Annotated in this window: 18 protein-coding genes; 5 read left to right on the top strand and 13 right to left on the bottom strand. The window is 67.0% G+C overall.

What is annotated here, in order from left to right; genetic code table 11:
- Window positions 1-24 precede the first annotated feature (24 nt).
- The 6 genes from ACZ75I_RS01065 to ACZ75I_RS01040 all read right to left on the bottom strand — a co-directional run bounded on the left by ACZ75I_RS01065 (window position 25) and on the right by ACZ75I_RS01040 (window position 7,788).
- Window positions 25-708 carry a response regulator transcription factor gene (locus ACZ75I_RS01065; RefSeq protein ID WP_004136763.1) on the bottom strand — a complete coding sequence of 228 codons (684 nt, stop codon included), beginning with the start codon at window positions 706-708 and terminating at the stop codon, window positions 25-27.
- 73 nt (window positions 709-781) lie between these two features.
- The gene (locus ACZ75I_RS01060) at window positions 782-1,156 is read right to left on the bottom strand and encodes a hypothetical protein (protein WP_005420623.1); all 375 of its coding nucleotides are present in this window, start codon (window positions 1,154-1,156) and stop codon (window positions 782-784) included.
- A 213-nt stretch (window positions 1,157-1,369) separates the two neighbouring features.
- Window positions 1,370-2,401: a tRNA dihydrouridine(20/20a) synthase DusA gene (gene dusA, locus ACZ75I_RS01055; RefSeq protein ID WP_134969358.1), complete on the bottom strand. Its 1,032-nt coding sequence runs from the start codon at window positions 2,399-2,401 to the stop codon at window positions 1,370-1,372.
- A 94-nt stretch (window positions 2,402-2,495) separates the two neighbouring features.
- The gene (locus ACZ75I_RS01050) at window positions 2,496-5,240 is read right to left on the bottom strand and encodes a peptidoglycan-binding protein (protein ID WP_472958589.1); all 2,745 of its coding nucleotides are present in this window, start codon (window positions 5,238-5,240) and stop codon (window positions 2,496-2,498) included.
- A gap of 60 nt (window positions 5,241-5,300) precedes the next feature.
- Window positions 5,301-5,912 carry a lysozyme inhibitor LprI family protein gene (locus ACZ75I_RS01045; RefSeq protein WP_180868125.1) on the bottom strand — a complete coding sequence of 204 codons (612 nt, stop codon included), beginning with the start codon at window positions 5,910-5,912 and terminating at the stop codon, window positions 5,301-5,303.
- Between the two features lie 421 nt (window positions 5,913-6,333).
- Window positions 6,334-7,788, bottom strand: coding sequence for a SulP family inorganic anion transporter (locus tag ACZ75I_RS01040; protein ID WP_180868127.1), 1,455 nt, complete (start codon window positions 7,786-7,788; stop codon window positions 6,334-6,336).
- 208 nt (window positions 7,789-7,996) lie between these two features.
- Between ACZ75I_RS01040 and ACZ75I_RS01035 the strand changes: the two genes are divergently transcribed.
- The gene (locus ACZ75I_RS01035) at window positions 7,997-8,977 is read left to right on the top strand and encodes a cation diffusion facilitator family transporter (protein WP_472958588.1); all 981 of its coding nucleotides are present in this window, start codon (window positions 7,997-7,999) and stop codon (window positions 8,975-8,977) included.
- 111 nt (window positions 8,978-9,088) lie between these two features.
- The gene (locus ACZ75I_RS01030; RefSeq protein WP_061478828.1) at window positions 9,089-9,514 is read left to right on the top strand and encodes an organic hydroperoxide resistance protein; all 426 of its coding nucleotides are present in this window, start codon (window positions 9,089-9,091) and stop codon (window positions 9,512-9,514) included.
- Between the two features lie 228 nt (window positions 9,515-9,742).
- Here ACZ75I_RS01030 and mmsB read toward each other — a convergent pair whose 3' ends face one another.
- From mmsB to ACZ75I_RS01005, 5 genes are read right to left on the bottom strand one after another with little or no spacing between them, the layout of a single operon-like run.
- Entirely contained in the window at window positions 9,743-10,633 is an 891-nt protein-coding gene (mmsB, locus tag ACZ75I_RS01025; RefSeq protein WP_054170732.1) for a 3-hydroxyisobutyrate dehydrogenase, read from the bottom strand.
- A complete protein-coding gene (locus tag ACZ75I_RS01020) occupies window positions 10,630-11,805 on the bottom strand; it encodes an enoyl-CoA hydratase/isomerase family protein (protein ID WP_472958587.1) in 1,176 nt (391 codons plus the stop codon). Before ACZ75I_RS01020 ends, mmsB begins: the two co-directional genes overlap by 4 nt.
- Window positions 11,802-12,599: an enoyl-CoA hydratase gene (locus tag ACZ75I_RS01015; RefSeq protein ID WP_107378945.1), complete on the bottom strand. Its 798-nt coding sequence runs from the start codon at window positions 12,597-12,599 to the stop codon at window positions 11,802-11,804. Before ACZ75I_RS01015 ends, ACZ75I_RS01020 begins: the two co-directional genes overlap by 4 nt.
- On the bottom strand, window positions 12,596-13,762 hold the full coding sequence (locus ACZ75I_RS01010; protein WP_180868132.1) for an acyl-CoA dehydrogenase family protein: 1,167 nt from the start codon (window positions 13,760-13,762) through the stop codon (window positions 12,596-12,598). The genes ACZ75I_RS01015 and ACZ75I_RS01010 overlap by 4 nt, the downstream gene beginning before the upstream one ends.
- A gap of 14 nt (window positions 13,763-13,776) precedes the next feature.
- Complete coding sequence (locus ACZ75I_RS01005; RefSeq protein WP_472958586.1) at window positions 13,777-15,282, bottom strand: CoA-acylating methylmalonate-semialdehyde dehydrogenase; 1,506 nt, start codon at window positions 15,280-15,282, stop codon at window positions 13,777-13,779.
- Window positions 15,283-15,397: 115 nt separating this feature from the next.
- On the opposite strand from ACZ75I_RS01005, the gene ACZ75I_RS01000 reads away from it, so the two are divergent.
- Entirely contained in the window at window positions 15,398-16,765 is a 1,368-nt protein-coding gene (locus tag ACZ75I_RS01000) for a helix-turn-helix domain-containing protein (RefSeq protein ID WP_472958585.1), read from the top strand.
- A 427-nt stretch (window positions 16,766-17,192) separates the two neighbouring features.
- On the opposite strand, the gene ACZ75I_RS00995 is transcribed toward ACZ75I_RS01000, so the two are convergent.
- The gene (locus ACZ75I_RS00995; RefSeq protein WP_154350063.1) at window positions 17,193-17,630 is read right to left on the bottom strand and encodes a hypothetical protein; all 438 of its coding nucleotides are present in this window, start codon (window positions 17,628-17,630) and stop codon (window positions 17,193-17,195) included.
- A gap of 43 nt (window positions 17,631-17,673) precedes the next feature.
- On the bottom strand, window positions 17,674-19,521 hold the full coding sequence (locus ACZ75I_RS00990) for a patatin-like phospholipase family protein (RefSeq protein WP_180868138.1): 1,848 nt from the start codon (window positions 19,519-19,521) through the stop codon (window positions 17,674-17,676).
- Between the two features lie 239 nt (window positions 19,522-19,760).
- On the opposite strand from ACZ75I_RS00990, the gene ACZ75I_RS00985 reads away from it, so the two are divergent.
- Both ACZ75I_RS00985 and ACZ75I_RS00980 read left to right on the top strand, forming a co-directional pair.
- Window positions 19,761-20,810, top strand: a complete 1,050-nt coding sequence (locus ACZ75I_RS00985) for a bifunctional nicotinamide-nucleotide adenylyltransferase/Nudix hydroxylase (protein ID WP_219626892.1) — start codon at window positions 19,761-19,763, stop codon at window positions 20,808-20,810.
- A gap of 65 nt (window positions 20,811-20,875) precedes the next feature.
- Window positions 20,876-22,285 (top strand): nicotinate phosphoribosyltransferase, encoded by a 1,410-nt coding sequence (locus ACZ75I_RS00980; RefSeq protein ID WP_180868141.1) that lies wholly within the window; start codon window positions 20,876-20,878, stop codon window positions 22,283-22,285.
- Window positions 22,286-22,553: the final 268 nt, after the last annotated feature.

The raw sequence follows: 22,553 nt of genomic DNA, 5'->3' as shown, positions 1-22,553 counted from the left end.
GTGTTATCGCCAGGGTGAGCCGGCTCAGCCCTCGTTGCGCGGGATCGCGAAACGGTAGCCGCGACCGCGCACGGTCTCGATCGGCTTCAGTTCGCCATCCGGGTCCAGCTTCTTGCGCAGGCGGCCGATGAAGACCTCCAGCACGTTGGAGTCGCGGTCGAAGTCCTGCTGGTAGATGTGTTCGGTGAGGTCGGCCTTGGAGACCAGTTCACCGGCATGCATCATCAGGTACTCCAGCACCTTGTACTCGTAGCTGGTCAGGTCGACATTGCTGCCGGCCACGCTGACCGTCTGGGCAGCAAGGTCCAGAGCGACCGGGCCGCATTCCAGGGTCGGCTTGCTCCAGCCGGCGGCGCGGCGCAGCAGCGCGTTGACGCGGGCCAGCAGCTCTTCGACGTGGAACGGCTTGACCAAGTAATCGTCGGCGCCCTGCTTCAGGCCCTCGACCTTGTCCTGCCAGCTCGAACGCGCGGTCAGGATCAGTACCGGGAACTTCTTGCCTTCGTCACGCAGGGCCTTGATCAGCTCCATGCCCGACATCTTGGGCAGGCCGAGGTCGATGATGCCGACATCGAACGGAACTTCGCGCCCCATGTAGAGGCCTTCCTCGCCGTCCTGCGCAGCATCGACGGCAAAGCCTTCGCGCTTGAGCCGGGCTGCCAGGGTCTCACGCAGCGGGGCTTCGTCTTCGACCAGAAGGATACGCATGAACTCTCCCTAGTGTCCTGGGTGTGGCCCGGAGGCCTGTGGGGTACGGGTTGATAGCGACGACTATCCCTGTTCAGGGGTTATCGCCGCGTAGTGATGACATATCCGACCGCGGCGTGCGCGGCTGTGAACGCGACGGGGCAGGGTCGTCCATGTAGCGGACCCGGCCCCGGTCGTCCATGTACTTCACCCGGTTGATATCACGACCATCGAACGGCACGCGCTCGGCGCCGAGGATGTGGCCGCCGGTGCTGCGCTGCACGCGGCGCACGGCATCGGACAGCGAACGCTCGTCGCCACGGTTGCCGCGCTCTCCCCGATCCATCATTTCCGCCCGTGCCTGCTCGCCACGCGGCGGCTGTTGCGCCAGCGCCGAAGACAGCGGCGCAGCCGACAGCACCACGCAGGTGGCCAGGGCAATGCGGCAATGGAAGGGAGCGGAAGACATCGATGCGATCCTAGCCGAGCACGGCGATTCGTTCAAAAGTCGTAAATCCGGATGCCGGGTTCGGGACCCGGCGCTTTACAAATCCTTTGCAAATTCTTGGTTTGGGGCAGTGAATCCGGTCTGAACTTTTCCGGTCGCAGCCCCACGATGTTCAGCTAGGTGAACATTCGGGACGAATCGCCGTCCCTTGTCAAGTCAGGAATGTGACTGCGGTCACGCTGCAGCGCGATCGGCTTCGCGCTCGGTGACCGACAGCGCCTGCTCGACCAGGCTCCAGTCGGCGCCCGGGCGGTGTGCGCCCTCGCTCAGCACCTGGCGGAACGCGCGGCCACCGGGCTGGCCGTGGAACAGGCCGAGCAGATGGCGGGTGATGTGCTTCAGCGCCAGGCCTTCGCCCAGGCGCGCTTCCACGTAGGGACGCAGCGTGCGCAGCAGGTCGCCGCGGGCCTGAAGCGGGGCGCCGGTCTGCAGCGCCTCCAGCTGATGCAGCAGGTAGGGGTCGTGGTAGGCCGCGCGGCCCAGCATCACGCCATCGACGTGCGCGGCCTGCGCCTGCACCGCCTCGATGGTGGCCAGGCCGCCATTGAGCACCACCGGCAGCGCCGGGCGCTCCTGCTTCAGGCGGTAGGCCCAATCGTACTTCAGCGGCGGAACCTCGCGGTTCTCCTTCGGCGACAGGCCCTTCAGCCAGGCATTGCGCGCATGCACCACCACCATCGCCGCACCGGCGGCGACCTGGCGGTCGACGAAGGCGGCGAACACGTCATAGTCGTTGTCCTCGTCCACGCCCAGGCGGCACTTCACCGTCACCGGGATCTCGATCGCGTCAACCATCGCCGCCACGCAGTCGGCCACCAGCGCCGGCTCGCGCATCAGGCAGGCGCCAAAACGCCCGGCCTGCACACGGTCGGATGGGCAGCCGCAGTTGAGGTTGACCTCGTCGTAGCCCCACTCCGCGGCGATGCGCGCGGCCTGCGCCAGCAGCGCCGGGTCGCTGCCCCCCAACTGCAGCGCCAGCGGCTGCTCGCTGCGGTCGAAGCCGAGCAGGCGCTCGCGATCGCCGTGGATGACCGCATTGGCGTGCACCATTTCCGTGTACAGGCGCACGCCGGGCGCCAACACGCGGTGGAATACGCGGCAATGGCGGTCGGTCCAATCCATCATGGGGGCCACGGACAGGCGCAGGGAATCGGCGTAACGGGCGGTGGCGGACGTCATCGGGGTGTTGATCGGGGAGACTGGCATTGCCAGTGAGATCAATAGTTTACACCGGACGGCTGAACGGCGGCGGGTGGCGCCGGGACTGGCCGCTCGACCGGCCCCGGGGTCGCCGCGTGGCTTACAACCCGCGGTTGCGCACCTGTTCCTGCTGCTGCTCCTGCGCACGCTGGTTGAACTGGCTGTCCAGCGCTTCGCTTTGCCGGCTGCTGGCCTCGACCGAGTGCGATACCGCCTGCTGGCGGTCGACGAAGGTCCGCTGCGCCGCCGGGTCGCCCAGCTCGCCCTGCACCGCAAACAGACCGGTGCCGTCGGGGCGGGCCACGACGTGGTCGATCTGGCGCATCCCGGACACCTTGCTTTCGTACGCCAGCTGGCCGGCCGCCCGCTCAACCTCCTGCGGGTTGGCGAACAGTGGCTTCAGGCCGGCCTGGGCACGCTGCTGCTCCAGCGCCTGCAGCTTGCCCAGCGCCTGGCCGAAGCGCGCGTTGTCGGCGTGCCCGGGGTCGCGCATGCTGGCCGGCTCTGCGGGCTCGGCCCGGGCCGGTGCCGCCGGCGGGGTACCGGCCTTGACCGCGTTGGGGGCATCGACCTGCGCCAGGGTCTTGCGGCCGGCCTTGCCATCGTCGTCCAGGCCGTTGTTGGCCTGGAACTGCTTGACCGCCGCAAAGGTGTCCTTGCCATACACACCATCGGCGTGCAGCGGCTTGCCATCGGCCCCGGCATAGCCCAGCGCCGCCAGCTTGCCCTGCAAGGCCTTGACCTCATCGCCGCGCTCGCCCTGCTTCAGCACGCCATCGGCCATCGGCGCCTGCTGTGCACTGCGTGCGGCCTGCGCGGCCTCGGGGCCCTGCGCGTGGACCTTGCCGCCCAGGGTGATGCGGTCATTGAGGATGTCGCCCAGATAGCGACGGTACTGGTCGGGCTCGACTTCGATGTGCGCGTGCACTGCACCCGGCGAGCCCACGTCCGACTGCCGCACCAGCGGCGCACCGTATTCGACGAAATCCCCGGTCTTATATGGAATGGACCCGCGCGCGCCGTGCAGCACCTGGCCCACCAGTTCGCGGCGCGCGTCGCCGACCGGATGGCTGTAGATGCTGATGGAGTTGGTACCGTCGTTGTTGAGCTGGACGTAGCCGGCGACCGGACTGGGAACCATCAGATTGCGCCCGCCTGACCGGTCGGTCAGGATCAGGTCCTTCTGCACCAGCGGAATGTTGTTGACGTCGCCACGCCGGCGCACGGCCTCCAGCTCGCCCTCGACCATCTCCGCGCTACGGTCGACCCGGCTGGCATCGCCCGCGCGAACGGCAGCCGCGTTGGTGTTGGGGTGGTGGATCTTCAGTTCGCGGAACGCTTCTTCGCCACTGATACCGTGGCGCAGGATGCGGTTACTGCCGCCATTGCCGAACGGCTCTACCACCGAGATGCGCTCGCCGCCGGGTGCAGCAGCTGCAGCTGGCCCGCTGTGGCGTTCGGGTGCAGGTGCCGCGGCCGGTGCAGCAGGCGCAGCGGGTGCGGACGGTGTCGGCGTTGCAGGGCGGTGCTGTGCCGCTTCGGCCTGGATCGCACTGCGTGTGCCTGCGTCGGCCATGCCAGTGACCGGCAGATGGTGCTGTTGCTGGAACGTGTTGATGGCGTGCTGGCTACCTGTCCCCAGGTAACCATCGGCGGTAATCACTTTGCCCTGTGCATCGGTCAGCCCCAACGCCACCATGTCAGCCTGCAGCGCGCGCGCCTCGCGATCGATCGCACCCAGCGTTGCCGGACCGGCCTTGCCATCCACCGGGGCCAGACCATGATCGCGCTGGAAGGCTTCGACGGCCTTCCGGGTAGTGGCATCGAACTGTCGGTCGGGATGGATGGCCTGCGCGCCTGCGCCGCCATAGCCCAGTGTGTGCAGGTTGTGTTCCAGCTTTTCCACCGCGCGGCCGCTTGAGCCCTCCTTCAGTACCTGCGGACCACCGCCACCGTGCCCGTGCGCTCGCGCCTGTTGCAGCGCCACCTGGATATCCGGGTCGCTGCCTTCGGTGGCGGGCGCGAAATCCCGGCGCCCCACCTTCAGGTGCGCGCGATCCATTTCGGCGGAATGCTGCGCATAGGCATCTTCATACCTGGCAGCGACATCGGCGGCAGCCAACCCGGCATAGGAAGGGGTGCGCTGGCGGATGGCAGCGGCCTGGTCGCGCAGTTCCTGGTAGTCACCACCGCGCTTGAGCACCGCTTCCAGGTCATCCAGCCGACCCGGCAGCTGGTTGGCGGTCTTGGCAATCAATGCGATGGCCTCGAAGCGCTTGTCTTCGGCAATGCCGCTGCCATGCTTGTCCAGCATGGTCATGGCGATATTCGTGGCATTGCGCACCTGCGGGTAATCGATGTGGGTGTGAATCCACTGCTTGCCTTCCGCCGAGCCGGCCCAAGCATTGATGCTGTCACGCGTTGGTGCATCGATGAAGCGGATGGATGAGCGCTTTCCCTCGCCATTGCCGTGGCTGAGCAGATCCGCACGCAGGTCAGTGCGATCATGCGTGAAGGGCAGGTTGTGTGCCTTGGCGTAGGCGCTGGCCTGGTCGATGACCCCATCGACATACGTCGTCTCGCCCGGCTTCAGTTTGCGCTCCTGCGTCGCGCCCAGCGGCCACTCGCCACGTTGGCCGAAATCCACCTGAATGGTGCCCAGTGAATAGCCGCTGTTGTCCCTTACCGCACTGACCGTGCCCCATTGCGGCTCGTTCAGGTGCTTGGTGATGCCAGCAATGCTGAGGTGGTACGACGATCCACCACCTTCGGTGCCGCGTCCGACAGCAAAGAACACCGCGCCGGCAGTGGCGTCCAGGTTGCGGGTGTCAATATTGTTTGGCATGTCTTACTTCCTTGTCCGTGGAGGATTGACCGGTTGCAGTTGCCTGCTGGCGACCGTGGATCAGGGCGTCAGCACCCGCGTGTGCAGCTCGACAGCGCGGTTGGCATACCGGTTGATGCGGCACGACTGAGCATCCAGCATCGGCCCCACATGGTCGCTGGAAGGTGCACAGCGCTTTTCGGTATCTGCAGCCCAGTTGGCCTGCTCGTCCATCCAGCGGTCCTTGCCCGGGCCGTCGGGGCCGTCCATCAGTCGCGCGACCTGTGCTTCCAGCAGCGCCTTGTGGTGGGCGAGCTCGGCCGTATCGCAGGCTTCCAGCTGGTCGTCCATGCCGCGGGCGTCCTGCACGCAACGGGTGTATTCCGGACGCAGCGTTGCCTGGGTATACGAGGTATCCGGCGGCGCGCTCTGCGCCAGCAGCTGGTCGGCACGGTTGGCAACACGGTACAGGCGGCATTCCTGCGCGCCCTGCAGCTGCTGCACGCTGCCGTTGGGAACATCGCGGCAATAACGGTCTGTATCGCTGCGCCAGCTCGCCTGGCTGGCCCGGAACGCCGTCTGGGCAGCGGCGTCGAGCCCGGCCAGCGCCTTGCTGGCCGCCGCTTCGAGACGCGCTTCCTGGTAGGCAAGTTCGTCCTTGCCGCAGGCCTGGAGCTTGCCTGCATCTTCCACCCCATCCACACACCAGCCATAGGCTGGGCGCAGGCGACCCTCGGTATAGGACGCATCCGGGTAGTGGGGGGATTCTGCCGATGCCGGGCCGGAAGGGGCTGTCGGCGATGCCGCAGCAATCGACGCGGGGGCCGCCGTTTCGGTCGATGCCTGGGAAGAAGGCGCCTGGCATGCGGTGAGCGCCAGGCACAGGGCCAACACCTTCCAACACCCACGGCCGACGCCGACCCGTTCGTTGCGCCCAAGCGCGTCCATTGCCTGCATTGCCTGTTTCTCCCTTGCGTGTCGCCAGCGGGTGCCGGCAGGGAGGGGCCGTCCATCGACCCCCATCACGCGGGCAATGCTACGACAGCGCCGGTTTCAGATGCCTGACCGGATTCAGAATGCGTGCACCTCGTCGCAGAAGCAGGATGCGTAAGCCTCAATGCCCGCCCGCGCGCCCGCCCACCTGTTCGATCAGCGTCTGGCTAGCCACATTGAGGCCCACCACCACCACCTCCGCCCCATGCGCGGCCAGCTTTTCCTGCGCACGTTCCAGCGCGGCCACTGCGGTCAGGTCCCACAGGTGGGCGTCACGCAGGTCGATCTGCACCTTCGGCGCGACGTGCTGGTAGTCAAACGCCGCGCCCAGCTGGCCGGCAGACGCAAAGAACACCTGCCCGCGTACGCGGTAGACCTGCGTGTCTCCGGCATCCTCGCGCTGCACCTCCAGCATGCGGCCGACCTTGCGGGCGAAGAACAGCGCCGACAGCAGCACGCCACTGAGCACGCCCTTGGCCAGGTCGTGGGTGGCCACGGTGACCACCACGGTCAGCAACATCACGGCCGAGGAACTGCGCGGATGCGTGCGCAGGTCGCGCAGCGAGCGCCAGCTGAAAGTGCCGATGCTGACCATGATCATCACCGCCACCAGCGCAGCCATCGGGATCTGCCGCACCAGGTCGCTGCCGTACACCACCAGCACCAGCAGCAGCACGCCGGCCACCAGGCAGGACAGGCGGCCGCGGCCACCAGACGTCACGTTGATGACCGACTGGCCGATCATCGCGCAGCCGGCCATGCCGCCGAGGAACCCGGTGACCGTGTTGGCTACGCCCTGGCCGACGCATTCGCGGTTGCGCTCGCTGGGCGTCTCGGTGATGTCCTCGACGATCTGCAGGGTCATCATCGATTCGAGCAAGCCGACCACGGCCAGCGTGGCCGACACCGGCAGCAGGATGCGCAGCGTTTCCCAGCTGAGCGGTACATCGGGGATGAGGAACTGCGGCAGGCTGTCCGGCAGCTGGCCCATGTCACCAACACTGCGCACGTCCACGCCAAAGCTGATCACTACGGCGGTGAGCACGACGATTGCCACCAGCGGCGAAGGCACAGCGCGGGTGAGGCGCGGCAGCAGGTAGATGATCGCCAGTGCGGCGGCACACAGCACGTAGACGGTGGGACCGCGGCCGATCAGTTCCGGCATCTGCGCCAGGAAGATCAGGATCGCCAGCGCGTTGACGAAGCCGGTGATGACCGAGCGCGAGACGAATCGCATCAGCGACCCAAGCTTGAACACACCGGCCAGCACCTGCAGCAGGCCGGCCAGGATGCTCGCGGCGAACAGGTACTGCAGGCCATGGTCCTTGACCAGGTCGACCATCACCAGCGCCATTGCACCGGTGGCGGCGGAGATCATGCCCGGCCGGCCGCCAGCGATGGCGGTGACCACCGCGATGGAAAACGCGGCGTACAGGCCGACCTTGGGGTCGACGCCGGCGATGAGCGAGAAGGCGATGGCCTCGGGAATCAGGGCCAGGGCGACGACCATGCCGGACAGCAGATCACCACGGATGTTGCCGAGCCATTGCTGGCGCAGGGGATAGGACGTTTGCATGGAAAAACTCCGCGCGCACGCGGGCGTGGCCGCATGGCGCTGCAGTGGAAAGACGCGGGTTCCTGAGCCGGGCGGGCCGGCTGCCGAGATGCGGCAAGGGTCAGGGTGGCGTGATCACTGCAGGCGGGAATCGGTACGTGGGAGGGACGCAGTCTACGGCACAGGGCTGCCAAGGGACAGCGTCGACAGTCCGCAACGGCAGCGGAGCATGGCTCCGCTCTACAATCGCGCCATGGCCACCGACCACGCACAGTTCTTCGATCCCGCCACCGAACAAGGCGTGCTGCGCCTGTCCATCGCAGGCTCACTGCTGCTGGCCGCGGCAGCGGTAGTGTTCGGCCTGCTGGCCAATTCCTCGCTGATCATCTTCGACGGCATCTACGGCCTGATCGACGTGGTGATGACCTGGCTGTCGCTGCTGGTCGCGCGGCTGATCGCGCTTTCAACCAGCACCGACGCGCTGCAGTCGCGGCTCAACCAGCGCTTCACCATGGGCTTCTGGCACCTGGAGCCGATCGTGCTGGGGGTGAGCGGCACGCTGATGATCGGCGCGGCGCTGTATGCGCTGGTCAATGCGGTGGATGCGCTGATGTCCGGCGGCCGCCACATCGCGCTCGGTCCGGCCATCGCCTTCGCCGGGTTGTCGATCGTTGGCGAAGGTGCGCTGGCCGGGTTCATCCTGCGCGCCAACCGCCGCATCGGTTCGGAGTTCATCGCACTGGACGCGAAGAACTGGGTGATCGCCGCCAGCATGTCGGCCTGCTATCTGCTGGCCTTCCTCGGCGGCGTGCTGGTGCAGGGCACCTCGCTGGCCTGGGTCGGGCCGTACATCGACCCAGCCATCCTTGCCTTTGTCTGCGTGCTGGTGATGATCGCCCCGCTCGGCACCGTGCGCCGGGCGCTGGCCGGCATCCTGCTGGTCACTCCGCCGGAACTGCAGGCGCATGTGGATGCGGTGGCACGCGGGATCGTGGCCAGGCACGGCTTCGTCGAGCACCGCAGCTACGTGGCGCAGGTGGGGCGAGGTGAGCAGATCGAGCTGTTCTTCGTGGTGCCGGAAGACGACCCGCCGCGGCCCTTGGTGGAATGGGACCGGCTGCGCGACGAGATCGGCGACGCGCTGGGCGAGGCTTCGCCGGACCGCTGGCTGACCATCATGTTCACCACCGACCGCGAGTGGACGATCTAGGCCGACAGGACGATCGATCAAGTTTTTCGTACGCGTTGCAACCCAACGTACGCGGAAAGCGGGCAAAGTAGGCTCCAACGCAACACCCACCCACTGACCAGGAGCATCCCGATGTCCATCGAAAAGGTTCTGTACACCGCCCAGGCCACGTCCACCGGCGGCCGCGAAGGCCGTTCCGTCTCCTCCGACAACGTGCTGGACATCCAGCTGTCGACCCCGCGCGAGCTGGGCGGCGCCGGCGGCCCAGGCACCAACCCGGAACAGCTGTTCGCCGCTGGCTACTCGGCCTGCTTCCTGGGTGCGCTGAAGTTCGTGGCCGGCCAGGCCAAGGTCGCGCTGCCGGCCGACACCACGGTCACCGGCAAGGTCGGCATCGGCCAGATCCCGACCGGCTTCGGCATCGAGGCCGAGCTGACCATCAACGTGCCGGGCGTGCCGCGCGAGCAGGTGGAAGAACTGGTGCAGAAGGCACACGTCGTGTGCCCGTACTCCAACGCCACCCGCGGCAATATTGATGTAACGCTGATCGTTGCCTGATGCGGTGCTGCCGGCCAACGGCCGGCACTACCCGCGCGCGGTGCAAAAAATGGGCGGATGCCGGTCGAAACCGAACATCCGCCCATCCCACCTCGGGTGGTCCCCGGCACGCGGCCGGGGACGCATCTGCTTCTGTAGAGCCGAGCCCATGCTCGGCTGATCCGTCCGGCGCTGGAACATCCGGCGGAAAAGCAGCCGAGCATGGGCTCGGCTCTACACATCCAAACCTTATTTTTCGCTGGTGATGAGCTGCACGACGCTGGAGAAATCCAGCTTGCCGCGGCCGGCCTGGTGGTTCATCGAGTACAGGTTGCGGGCCACTTCGCCCAGCGGGATCGAGGCGCCGACACTCATCGCCGCTTCCACCGCCAGGCCCATGTCCTTCAGCATCAGATCGCTGCCGAAACCGCCGCTGTAGCCGCGCGAGGCCGGCGCATTTTCCAGCACGCCCGGCCACGGGTTGCACACTTCGGTGGCCCAGCTGCGGCCGGTGCTGACCGCCATCATCTGCGACAGCACCTTCGGGTCCAGCCCGTGCGCCACGCCCAGTGCGATGGCTTCACCGGTCACCGCCATGATCACGCCCAGCGCCATGTTGTTGCACAGCTTGGCGACCTGGCCGGCACCGCTGGCGCCAACGTGGAAGATGTTCTTGCCCATCGCCTGCAGCACCGGGCGGGCGCGCTCCAGCGCGTCCTCCTCGCCACCGACGATGAAGGTCAGGGTGCCCGCCTGTGCCCCTGCGGTACCACCGGACACCGGTGCGTCGATCATCTGCAGGCCACGCGCGGCGGCCGCTTCGGAAACCTTGCGGGCACTGGCCGGTGCGATCGTGCTGCAGTCGATGACCAGTGCACCGGCCGGGATCGCGGCGAGGATGCCGTCATCGCCCAGGTACACACCTTCAACGTGGCGGCTGGCCGGCAGCATCGAGATCACGACCTCCGCATCGGCCAGGGTATCGCGTGCCGACGACGCCGCGCTGGCACCGGCATCGACGGCGGCCTGCACCGCGGCCGGGACCAGATCGAACACGCGCACGGTGTGGCCGTTCTTGACCAGATTGGCGGCCATCGGGCCACCCATGTTGCCCAACCCGATGAATGCAATGCGGCTCATGCAAGGCTCCTTTCAACAAGGGGAGTGCCCAGGTCGGCCAGCGGATGCGCGGCAGCGGCCCAGGGGGAAGCAAAGAAGGTGTCGGCCCACGCACCGGTGGCCTCGGCCAGGGTGGCCGGGTTCCACTGCGGATTGCGGTCCTTGTCGATCAGCAGCGCGCGGATGCCTTCGGCGAAATCACCATGGGCGGCGCAATGCAGGGCGACGATGTACTCCAGGCGGTAGATTGCGGCCAGATCCTGGCCGGCACTGCGGCGCTGCAGCTCGTACGACAACCGTGCTGACCCAGGTGCCCCGGCGGCGAGCGTTTTCTGTGCCGCCTGCAACCACGCATCATCGGTCTGCAGGCCGGCAATGCGCGCGACAATGGCTTCAAGATCATCGCCTTCGCACAACGCATCGACCTGCGCCGCATTGGCCAGCAGCGGACCGGTGGCGGCATCGCTGGCATGCGACTGCAGCAGATGGGTCAGGCGTTCGTGGTTGTGTGCGGGGTCACTGGACCAGGCCACCTGCAGCAGCGCATCGAACACCGCACTGCGGCGCTCTTCGGGCACATGTACATCGGCCAGGCCAGCGTAGATGGCATCACCCGGATTGAGCAGCGCGCCGGTCAGGGCCAGGAACAGCCCGCCCTTGCCCGGCACGCGCGGCAGCAGCCAGCTGCCACCGACATCAGGGAACAGGCCAACGGTGATTTCCGGGAAGGCCAGCTTGGAGCGCTCGCTGACCACACGATGGCTGGCGCCGGACATCAGGCCGATACCGCCGCCCATCACGATGCCGTGGCCCCAGCACAGGATCGGCTTGGTATAGGTGTGGATGAGGTAATCGACGCGGTACTCGACGTCGAAGAACTCGGCGGCGTAGTCGTTCTCGCGGATATCGCTGCGGCCGGCCTCACGGAAGGCGACCATGGCCTTGTACAGGCTGTGCAGGTCGCCGCCAGCGCAGAACGCCTTCTCGCCAGCACCCTGCAGCACCACCATGGCGATGCCGTCGTCGTCGGCCCAGGCGTTCAACTGCTCCAGCAGCAGGTGTGTCATCGGCAGCGAGAAGCCATTGAGCGTGCGCGGCGCGTTGAGCGTGGCGATGCCGATGCGCATGCCGTTACCGGCCACGCGCTCCTCGAACAGCACCGGTGCGTGGTCGGCAGCGGTGTCGGTGCTCATGCGTTCTTCCACTGCGCGGCGCGCTTTTCCAGGAAGGCAGTCACGCCCTCGACCTGGTCGGCGGTGTCGAACAGGTCGACGAAGGCTTCGCGCTCGGCCACCAGCGCCGAGGCGTGGGTGCCGGTGCGGGTGGCCTGTACCAGCGTCTTGCAGGCGGCGATGCTGGTCGGGCTCTGCTTGCCGGCCTTTTTCGCCCATTCCAGCGCCAGTGCCTTGGCTTCGCCCTTGCCGACCTTTTCTTCGGCCAGGCCGATGCGCAGCGCGGTCTCGGCATTGATGCGCTCGCCCAGCAGGATCATGCGCTTGGCCCAGCCCTCGCCGACCAGGCGCGGCAGGTTCTGGGTGCCACCGGCGCACGGCAGCAGGCCGACGGTGGCCTCCGGCAGCGCCACCTGGGCGTGGTCTTCGATGATGCGCAGGTCGCAGGCCAGCGCGCATTCCAGGCCTCCGCCCATCGCGTAGCCGTTGATCGCGGCGATCGACACGCCACGGAAACCGGACAGCGCCTCGAAGGCTTCGCCGAAACGGCGCGCGGCTTCGCGCGCTGCGGCCTTGTCGCCGGAAGCGAACTGGTTGAGGTCGGCACCGGCGGAGAAGAACTTCTCGCCGTCACCGGTGATCACCAGCGCGTAGATGTCGCGGTCTGCGTTGAGCGCGCCGACCAGGTCGCGCAGCGCCGACAGGCTGTGCACGGTCCAGGTATGCGCCGGTGGGTTGTTCAGGGTGACCACGGCGGTATGGCCGTCGGCCTCGACCTTCAGGCCCACGTGCTCTTGGGTACGCCAATCCTTCATCGCAGTTCCTCTTCGGTGTTGAGCAGGTGACGGGCAACGATCACCCGCATGATCTCGTTGGTGCCTTCCAGGATCTGGTGCACGCGGCAGTCACGCAGCAGGCGCTCGATCGGGTACTCGCGGATGTAGCCGTAGCCCCCGTGGATCTGCAGCGCTTCGTTGCAGACGTTGAAACCGGCATCGGTGGCGAAACGCTTGGCCATCGCGCACCAGACATTGGCATCGCTGGCACCGGCATCGAGCTTGCGTGCGGCGGTGTGCACCATCTGCCGCGCGGCCACCAGCTGGGTGACCATGTCGGCCAGCTTGAACTGCAGCGCCTGGAACTCGGCCAGCGCCTTGCCGAACTGGCGGCGCTCGCCCATGTAGCGGCGCGCGGCATCCAGCGCGCCCTGGGCGGCACCCAGCGAGCAGGCAGCAATGTTGATGCGGCCACCATCCAGCCCCTTCATCGCCAGCTTGAAGCCGCCGCCTTCCTCTCCCAGAAGGTGGCTGACCGGCACGCGGACGTTTTCGAAGGTGATGCCACGGGTGGGCTGGCTGTTCCAGCCCATCTTCTCTTCCTTGCGGCCGAAGCTGATGCCCGGCAGGTCCGATGGCACTGCAATGGCGCTGACGCCGCCGGCGCCGGCACCGCCGGTACGTGCCATCACCACCAGCAGTTCGGTGGCACCGGCGCCGGAGATGAAGGCCTTGGAGCCGTTCAGCACATAGAAGTCACCGTCGCGCACGGCGGTGGTCTTCAGCGAGGCCGCATCGGAACCGGCTCCCGGTTCGGTCAGGCAGTACGAGGCCAGCTTGTTGCCCGAGGACAGGTCAGTGCCCCACGCATCGCGCAGTGCTGGCTGGCCCCACGTGGACACCATCCACGAGGCCATGTTGTGGATGCTGATGTAGGCCGCAGTCGACGGATCGATGTTGGCGAGCTCCTCGATGACGACGGCGGCGTCCAGCCGGCTCAGGCCGCTGCCGCCCACTTCCGGGTCCATGTACAGACCGCAGAAGCCCAGTTCACCGGCCTTGGCGATCGCCTCGCGCGGAAAGATGCCCTCCGCATCCCATCGCGCGGCGTACGGCGCCAGTTCGGCCAGTGCGAAGTCGCGCGCTGCCTCGCGGTACGCCTGCTGCGCTTCTTCCAGTTCCGTCGTCATCGAGTGGCTCATGGCTGCTCCTGCCGTTACTTCAGGCTGATCGTGGTGTTGACGCCGTGGCTCAGCGTTTCGTCATCGAACCAGCGCGCGGTGACCGTCTTGGTCTGGGTGTAGAACAGCACCACCTGCTTGCCGTACGGGCCCAGGTCGCCCAGCTTGGAGGCGCGCGAACCGGTGAACGAGAACAGCGGCACCGGCACCGGGATCGGCACGTTGATGCCGACCTGGCCGACGTCGATGTCTTCCTGGAACTTGCGCGCGGCCGCGCCGGACTGGGTGAACAGTGCGGTGCCGTTGCCGTTCGGGTTGCTGTTGACCATCGCGATGGCGTCTTCCAGCGTCTCCGCTTCGAGGATGACCAGCACCGGCCCGAAGATTTCTTCCTGGTAGATGCGCATGTCGGTGGTGACACCGGCAAAGATGGTCGGACCGACGAAGTTGCCCTTCTCGAAGCCATCCACCTGCGGCCTGCGGCCATCGAGCACCAGCTTGGCGCCCTGCTCCACGCCCGAGGCGATCAGGCCTTCCACGCGCTCGCGGGCGCTGCAGGAAATGACCGGGCCGACGTCGGTGCCGGACACGGTGCCGGCGCTCACCTTCAGGGTCTTGGCCTTTTCGACCAGATCCTGCACCCAGTTGCGCGCTTCACCGACCAGCACCAGGGTGGAGGCGGCCATGCAACGCTGGCCCGCAGCGCCGAAGGCCGCACCGACCATCGCGTTGAGGGTCTGTTCCTTGTTGGCGTCGGGCAGCACCACGGCGTGGTTCTTGGCGCCCATCATGCACTGCACGCGCTTGCCGGCCAGCGAGGCACGGTTGTACACGTGGGTGCCGACGCGGGTGGAACCGACGAACGACACGGCCTTGATGTCCGGGTGGTCGCAGATCGCGTTGACCACTTCTTCGCCACCGTGGACGACGTTCAGCACGCCCTTCGGAATGCCGGCTTCCAGGGCAAGCTCGACCAGGCGCATGGTCACCATCGGGTCCTGCTCGGACGGCTTGAGGATGAAGGTGTTGCCCGTTGCAATCGCCATCGGGAACATCCACAGGGGGATCATCGCCGGGAAGTTGAACGGTGTGATGCCGGCGCACACGCCCAGCGGCTGCATGATCGTGTAGGTGTCCACGCCATTGGCCACGTTGTTGGCCAGCTCGCCCAGCTGCAGGTTGCCGATGGCGGCGGCGTGCTCGACCACTTCCAGGCCGCGGAACACATCGCCTTCGGCGTCGGGCAGAGTCTTGCCCTGTTCGGCGGTGAGGATGTGGGCCAGCTCGCTCATGTTCTCGCGGATCAGCTGCTGGTACTTCAGGAAGATGCGCGCGCGGGTGCCGATCGGGGTCTTGCGCCAGGTCTTGAAGGCTTCCTTGGCGGCGGCGACGGCGGCGTCCACTTCGCCGGTGGTGGCGAAGGGCACCTTGGCCAGCACGTCCTGGGTGGCCGGATTGATCACGTCCTGCCAGTGGGAGGTGACCGATTCAACGAACTGGCCATCGATCAGCATGCGGATACGGGGCGCTGCAACAGTCATGACGACAATCCCACAGGGTGCGAAAGATGCTTGGCATTATTCACAGCATGCACATCGATTTCCGGGCTGAATCCGCTTAATCTGGCCAACACGCCCCACGATTCCTGTTAATTCTGTGAATCCCTCAGCTCCCCAGCGGCAACTCGGCCTGCGCCTGCTGCGGCTGCGCGAACAGCGCGGCTACAGCCAGGTTGACCTGGCGCGGGCACTGGGGTTGTCGGCCAGCTACCTGAACCAGATTGAGCGCAACAAGCGTCCACTGACCCCGGCCGTGCAGAAGAAGCTGGGCCAGGTACTCGGGGATGTTTCGGCGCTGTTCGACGAAGATGAGCCCGCCGCGCTGCAGGAAGCGCTGGGCGAGACCCTGCGCGACCTGGGCCTGGCCGAAGTCAGTGCCGCCGAACTGCGCGCCTTGGCGGGCAACCTGCCGCAGGTCAGCCGTGCGCTGCTGGACCTGCACCGCCGCCACCTGGCACTGCGCGAGCATGCCGCCGCGCTGGAGTTCCAGCTGGGCGAGCCCGGCGCCGGCAGCACCCTGCCGGCCGGCGACCAGGTGCGCGAGTTCTTCAACCGCATGCACAACCATATTCCCGAGCTGGACGAACTGGCCGAGCGCCTGTTCGCCGAGTGGGGGCTATCGCCTGGGCATGTGGCGCCGCGCTTGCGCCAGCTGCTGGCCGACCGCCACGGCGTGCTGGTGGAAGTGGCCGCACTGCAGGCCGGGCGCGAGAAGCGCCATTACGATGCCGGCACGCGCCGGTTGTGGCTGCCGGACTACCTGGAGCCAGGCCAGCAGGCGTTCCAGATGGCCGCCGAACTGGCCCTGCACGGCTACCTGCCGCAGATCGACGCGGTGGTGGCGCGTGCGGGCTTCACCGATGACGCGCGCATCGCGCAGGCGCGGGTGGGTCTTTCGAACTACTTCGCCGGCGCGCTGGTCATGCCCTACATGCGCTTCCTGCGTGCGGCCGAGGCCAGCAGCTACGACATCGAACTGCTGGCGCACCAGTTCGGCGTCGGCTTCGAGGCGGTCTGCCACCGGCTGAGCACGCTGGCACGGCGCAGTGCGCCCGGCCTGCCGTTCTTCTTCATCCGCGTGGACCGCGCGGGCAACGTATCCAAGCGCCATTCGGCCACCGACTTCCATTTCTCGCAGGTGGGTGGCTCGTGCCCGCTGTGGATCGTCTACGAGGCGTTCAACCAGCCAGGCCGCATCCTTACCCAGACCGCGCGCATGCCCGATGGCCGCCGTCATTTCTGGCTGGCGCGGCAGGTCAGCAGTGGCCCGGTGGGGCACGGGCAGCCGCGCAAGACGTTTGCGGTAGCGCTGGGCTGTGACCTGCAGCATGCCGAACGGCTGGTGTATTCGCTGGGGCTGGATGTGCAGAGCCCGGGCAATTCGGTGTCGATTGGCCCGGGCTGCCGGGTGTGCCCGCGCGAGGACTGCATGCAGCGCGCGTTCGCGCAGTTGCCGGGGCGGTAGGGTTGGTTCGGCAGGGCTGCGCCCTGCACCTGCGGTAGTGCCGGCCGCTGGCCGGCAACCTAAAAAGCAACAGCGGGCTTTCCGTGGGTTGGCGGGGTGGGTCCGGTTGCAGGGGACGCTGCAAGTACCCCTCCGGGGCCCGGCCCAGCCGCTGGCGGCTGTGCGTTCGGGCGCTTGCGAAGCAGTGCTTCGCAAGCAAAGCGCCCTCACCCATGTAGGCTCGGTCGCCGCTTGCTCGTGTGCGCTGTCCTGCGCACACGGCAAGACCGGGGTTGGGCGTCCTGCCCAACCCGCCCGAGGTACGCCTCGGGCCCATGCGGCTCACGCCCCCTGCAACCGCCCCCCCCATCCGGATGAATTCTCAGTCTGGAATGCATCCGCGCGTGGCGTGGCTCTACTGGTAGGTGCCAACCCTCGTTGGCGCGTTTTAGTCCCAGAACACGGTCAGTACGCGGTGGCCTTCCGAGGGCACGGGTGCGTCGATGTGTTGGCCGTACGGCCAGCCTTCGCCCACACCGTCGCATTCCAGACCCTGCAGCCAGCCTTCCACGGTCTCGACGTCGGCACTGGTCAGCACATGCACGTTCTCGGCAGCAGGCCATTCGCTGTCGTCTTCCAATGCACTGCCCCAGTCCTGGTGCAGGCCGACGTACACGCCTTCCACTTCAGGCTTCGCTGCAATCACGGCCAGGCGCGCGTACAGCTCGGCAATCGGCGGGCGACCGAAACCCCATTGGTTGGGCGCGATGCATTCTTCGGAATCATTGCCTTCGAAGTACGCAGCCAGTGGCACCACCGGCAGGTGTTCCGGGTCGCGAGTATCGAGGCGTTCAAGCAGATCCAGCAGTTCCTGGCGGGCAGACATCCACAGCTCCTTGCAGCATGAAGCACGATTGTATCGATCGCGCTCAGTAGATCGGCGTCACCTTCATCTGCGGCAGCGGGCGCGGTGCGCCATCGGTCAGGTCCGGGCCAAGGTCTTCCCAGGTGCGGCCCTGCTCGACCATCTGCGCCCACAGCTGCTGCGAGCCGCGACGCTTGTCTTCCGAGCCGAGCTTGTACGACGGCGGTGCCGGATCGCCACGGGCAACCATCGAGTACGCCGCGCTATAGGCCAGCACCTGCTGCGCCGGGTCGTCGGTACGCGCCACTTCCAACGTGTAGCGCTGATAGGCCGAGGCCAGGTTGCGCCAGCGGATCCAGTAGTGGTTCTCGAACGAGAACGAACAGAAGCGCGCGCCCGCCAGGCTGCCCTTGTCGGCGATGCGGGTCAGCACCTCCTGCGGCATGTCCAGGTTCATGCCGCCTTCGTCGCCCTGCAGGCTGACGTGCACGATACGGTCGCGGTAACCCGGCGCGCGTGCCTGCAGCAGGTCACGCCAGTTCTGCATGGTCGCCACGACTGCGAACAGGAAGCGCCCCAGCTCGGCTGCGGCGAGCGGCGTGGCAATGGACTGGTAATGCCGTTGCCATCCGTGGCGGTTTTCGGTGGGCAGGAAGACGGCACGTTCCAGCGCCTGTCGGCCATCACTGCCGCGGCCCACGTCCTCGGCATGCTGCGGGTAGACCAGGTTGATGGCGAAGGTCGGCCAGCGCGGTAGCGCGGCATCAAACAGATGGATCGGGAAGTTGCTGCTGATGCCGCCATCGGAGAACCAGCAGATGCGGAACGCGGTGATCACCGGGCCGCAGGTCTGCCCGGCGCTGGTCAGCCCTTCCATGCTGTCGGCCACGTTGTGTTCCTCGTCGGCGGCAGGTGCAGTGGGTTCGCAGCGGCGTTCGCGGCGCGAGGGCTCATGCAGCGGCACCGCGCTGATCAGCAACGGGAAGCTCAGGCTCATGCGCGTGGCCACCAGCACCGGCAGCTTCGAACCCTGCGGCAGGTGGTAGTACCGGCGCCCTTCCACCTCCAGCGGCGGGCCGGCCTGCGTCACCAGCCACTGCACCACGCTGGCGGGGAACAACTGCTCGAACTCCTCGCGCAGGAACCAGAACTGCGCGCCGCCCAGCGGCAGTGTGCGTGGTTCGTTGTGCGACACGCAGGTGGTGATCATCTGCAGGCTGATCGCATGCGGGCTGTCCGGCTCGCCGGCATAGCGCGGCGCGTCATGCAGGTCGGCAAAGGTCAGCGGTGCATCCAGCGGCTTGCCGGACAACTGCTGCAGGCATTCATGCAGCCACTCGGTCAATGCCGGTTTACGTGCATCGCGACCGAGGCCACTGCACAGGCCCAGCAGGTTGCGCCGGGCCACGCGCGCGACCCGCAGCGCGGCACCGGCTACGCCGGCACCATATGCACACAGCAGCGACGGCAGCAGCGTGGCCGCCACGCCGCTCCAACCACCGCCCCACCCGCCCAGGCCGAGCAGCAGCGCCAACGACACCAGCACTTCCAGCGGCGCGATCTCGAACACGGCAACCGCCAGGCACAGCAGCTTGTGCGGCAGGCTGGCATTGCCGGTCAGCACCACCAGCAGCCGATAGGCCGCACGCGCGCCCCGCGCCGGTTGGAACAGGCTGTAGATGAACCCCCGCCGCGACAACTGCGCCGACACCGCCGACAGCCCGCCATAACCGGCATCACCGGCCAGGTGCTCGCCGGCCTGCTGGCGCCGATCACCGTATGCCGCCGCAGCCGCCACCGCCGCAGCGATGGCGCCGGCAGAGGTGCCGCCGATGCTCTTGAACCGATACTCGCGTGCCAGCGCCAGTACCGCATTGGGGTACACGATGCCGCTGGTGATGCCGCCTTTCATGACCAGATCGCAGTACTTGTCCGCCACCGTCTTGCCCCCGAGCCTACCGTCCGCCGCGTGGATGCCAGTATGGCGCAGCGGCTTCTCAGGGCCTGAGAACACCACCGCAGTCCGGGCAGGAATCTGCGGCGTTCAGCCGATGGCAGGCCTGCAGGCTTGACCGGCTCCACCATCGGCGTAGCATCTGCAGCAAGCCAAGGGACAGACCCGCGGCTGCCACAACGACATGAGGGATTCTCATGGAATTCGACTATCTCGTCTTCATCGGGCGATTCGAGCCCTTCCACAACGGCCACGCCGCCGTTGCCCGCCTGGCCCTGAGCCGGGCCCGCAAGCTGATCTTCCTGGTCGGCTCTGCCGATACCCCCCGCAGCCTCCGCAATCCCTGGACCGTGGCCGAACGCGCCGTGATGATCCAGGCCGCCCTCGATGGCCACGCCGACCGCCTGCTGATCCGCCCGCTGCGTGACCACCTGTACAACGAAGCACAGTGGATCGCCAATGTGCAGCGCCAGGTGGCCGACGCCCTGCGCAACGACGGTGCCGCCGCTGATGCAAAGGTGGGCCTGATCGGCATGGACAAGGATGCCTCCAGCTACTACCTGCGGGAGTTCCCGCAATGGCCCCTGGTGGACGTGCAGCACACCGCCACCCTGTCGGCCACCGAGCTGCGGCGCTACCTGTTCGAAGCTGGCGACGTCGACTTCCACGGCGCGCTGCTGATGCTGCGTGGCAATGTGCCGGCGCCGGTGTACGACATGCTCGAAGCGTTCCGCAAAAGCGCGCCTGCGTATGCCCAGCTGGTGGCCGAGTACCGCTTCATCGAACAGTACAAGGCCGCCTGGAAGGATGCGCCCTACGCGCCCACCTTCGTCACCACCGATGCGGTGGTGGTGCATTCGGGCCACGTGCTGCTGGTACGGCGCCGTTCGGAGCCCGGCAAGGGCCTGTGGGCGCTGCCCGGCGGTTTCGTTGGCCAGGAGCAGAGCCTGCTGGACAGTTGCCTGCGCGAACTGCGCGAGGAAACCCGCCTTAAGATTCCGCTGCCGGTGCTGAAGGGTTCGCTGAAGGGCCAGCAGGTCTTCGACCACCCCGACCGCAGCCAGCGCGGCCGCACCATCACCCACGGTTTCCACTTCGAATTCCCGGCCGGCGAACTGCCGCCGGTGCGCGGTGGCGACGACGCCGACAAGGCGCGCTGGATACCGGTGAGTGAGGCGTTGGACATGGGCCCGCAATTGTTCGAAGACCACCTGCACATCCTGGAGTATTTCCTCGGCCGCGGCTGACCTGCCCGGCTCTCCCCACCGGCGGATAGACCGCTGGTGTCACTCGACGCGAAGGAGCTTCCGTCATGCACTACCTCGATAACCTTCTCCTCAACACCGACAGCTATAAGGCCAGCCATTGGCTGCAGTACCCGCCGGGTACCGATGCCACGTTCTTCTACGTGGAATCACGTGGCGGCCTGCACGATCGCACGGTGTTCTTCGGCCTGCAGGCGATCCTCAAGGACGCCCTGGCACGGCCGGTCACCCACGCTGACATCGACGACGCTGCTGCGGTATTCGCCGCCCATGGCGAGCCGTTCAACGAAGCCGGCTGGCGCGATATCGTCGATCGGCTCGGCGGCCACCTGCCGGTGCGCATCCGTGCCGTGCCCGAGGGCAGCGTGGTACCCACCCACCAGGCACTGATGACCGTCGAGTCGACCGACCCGGCTGCGTTCTGGGTGCCGTCGTACCTGGAAACACTGCTGCTGCGCGTGTGGTACCCGGTCACCGTGGCCACCATCAGCTGGCATGCACGGCAGACCATTGCTGCGTTCCTGCAGCAGACCAGCGACGATCCGCAGGGGCAGCTGCCGTTCAAGCTGCACGACTTCGGCGCCCGCGGTGTATCGAGCCTGGAATCGGCCGCGCTGGGTGGTGCCGCACACCTGGTCAACTTCCTCGGCACCGACACCGTATCGGCCCTGTGCCTGGCCCGCGCGCACTATCACGCGCCAATGGCCGGTTATTCGATTCCTGCCGCCGAGCACAGCACCATCACCAGCTGGGGCCGCGAGCGCGAAGTGGACGCCTACCGCAACATGCTGCGCCAGTTCGGCAAGCCGGGCGCGATCGTGGCAGTGGTGTCGGACAGCTATGACATCTACCGCGCGATCAGTGAGCACTGGGGCACGACGCTGCGTGATGAAGTGATCGCTTCGGGCGCCACCCTGGTCATCCGCCCCGACTCGGGTGACCCGGTGGACGTGGTGGCCGAAAGCCTGCGCCGGCTGGATGAAGCGTTCGGCCACACCCTCAACGGCAAGGGCTACCGCGTACTCAACCACGTGCGGGTGATCCAGGGCGATGGCATCACCCCGGATACGATCCGCGCCATCCTGCAGCGCATCACCGGCGACGGCTATTCGGCCGACAACGTGGCCTTCGGCATGGGCGGCGCCCTGCTGCAGCGGCTGGACCGCGACACGCAGAAGTTCGCGCTGAAGTGCTCGGCAGCACGGGTCGAGGGTGCGTGGATCGACGTCTACAAGGACCCGGTCACCGATGCCGGCAAGACCAGCAAGCGTGGCCGCATGCGCCTGCTGCGGCGCCTGGATGACGGCAGCCTGCACACGGTGGCGTTGCCTCCCAGCGGTGACGAGGCGCTGCCGACCGGCTTCGAGGATGCGATGGTGACCGTGTGGGAGAACGGGCGCCTGCTGCACGACCAGCGCTTGGATGAGATCCGCGCACGGGCGGCGGCGGGGCGTTGACGACGCATCCGACCCCGCCAGCGCTAGATGTGCTGCGGGGCATTCGAAGCAACATGCGTCGAGTGTAGATGCCCGACTTTGGAGCACATATCACACCACTTAGCGCGCGAGGCTTTCGTACCTTCCTTCCCAATGACGGCTGCAACGATGGTCTAGCACTTAGGATGGCCAAGCAATCGTGCTCCTGTGGTATACAAGATAAACCTCTGCCACAGTTGCACGTCACCCAAGATAATCAGTAACTAGCTAAATCCACTACATGGAGCCG

The sequence above is a fragment of the Stenotrophomonas sp. X genome (assembly GCF_055721025.1).
This window is presented reverse-complemented; position numbering and strand designations above follow the sequence as displayed.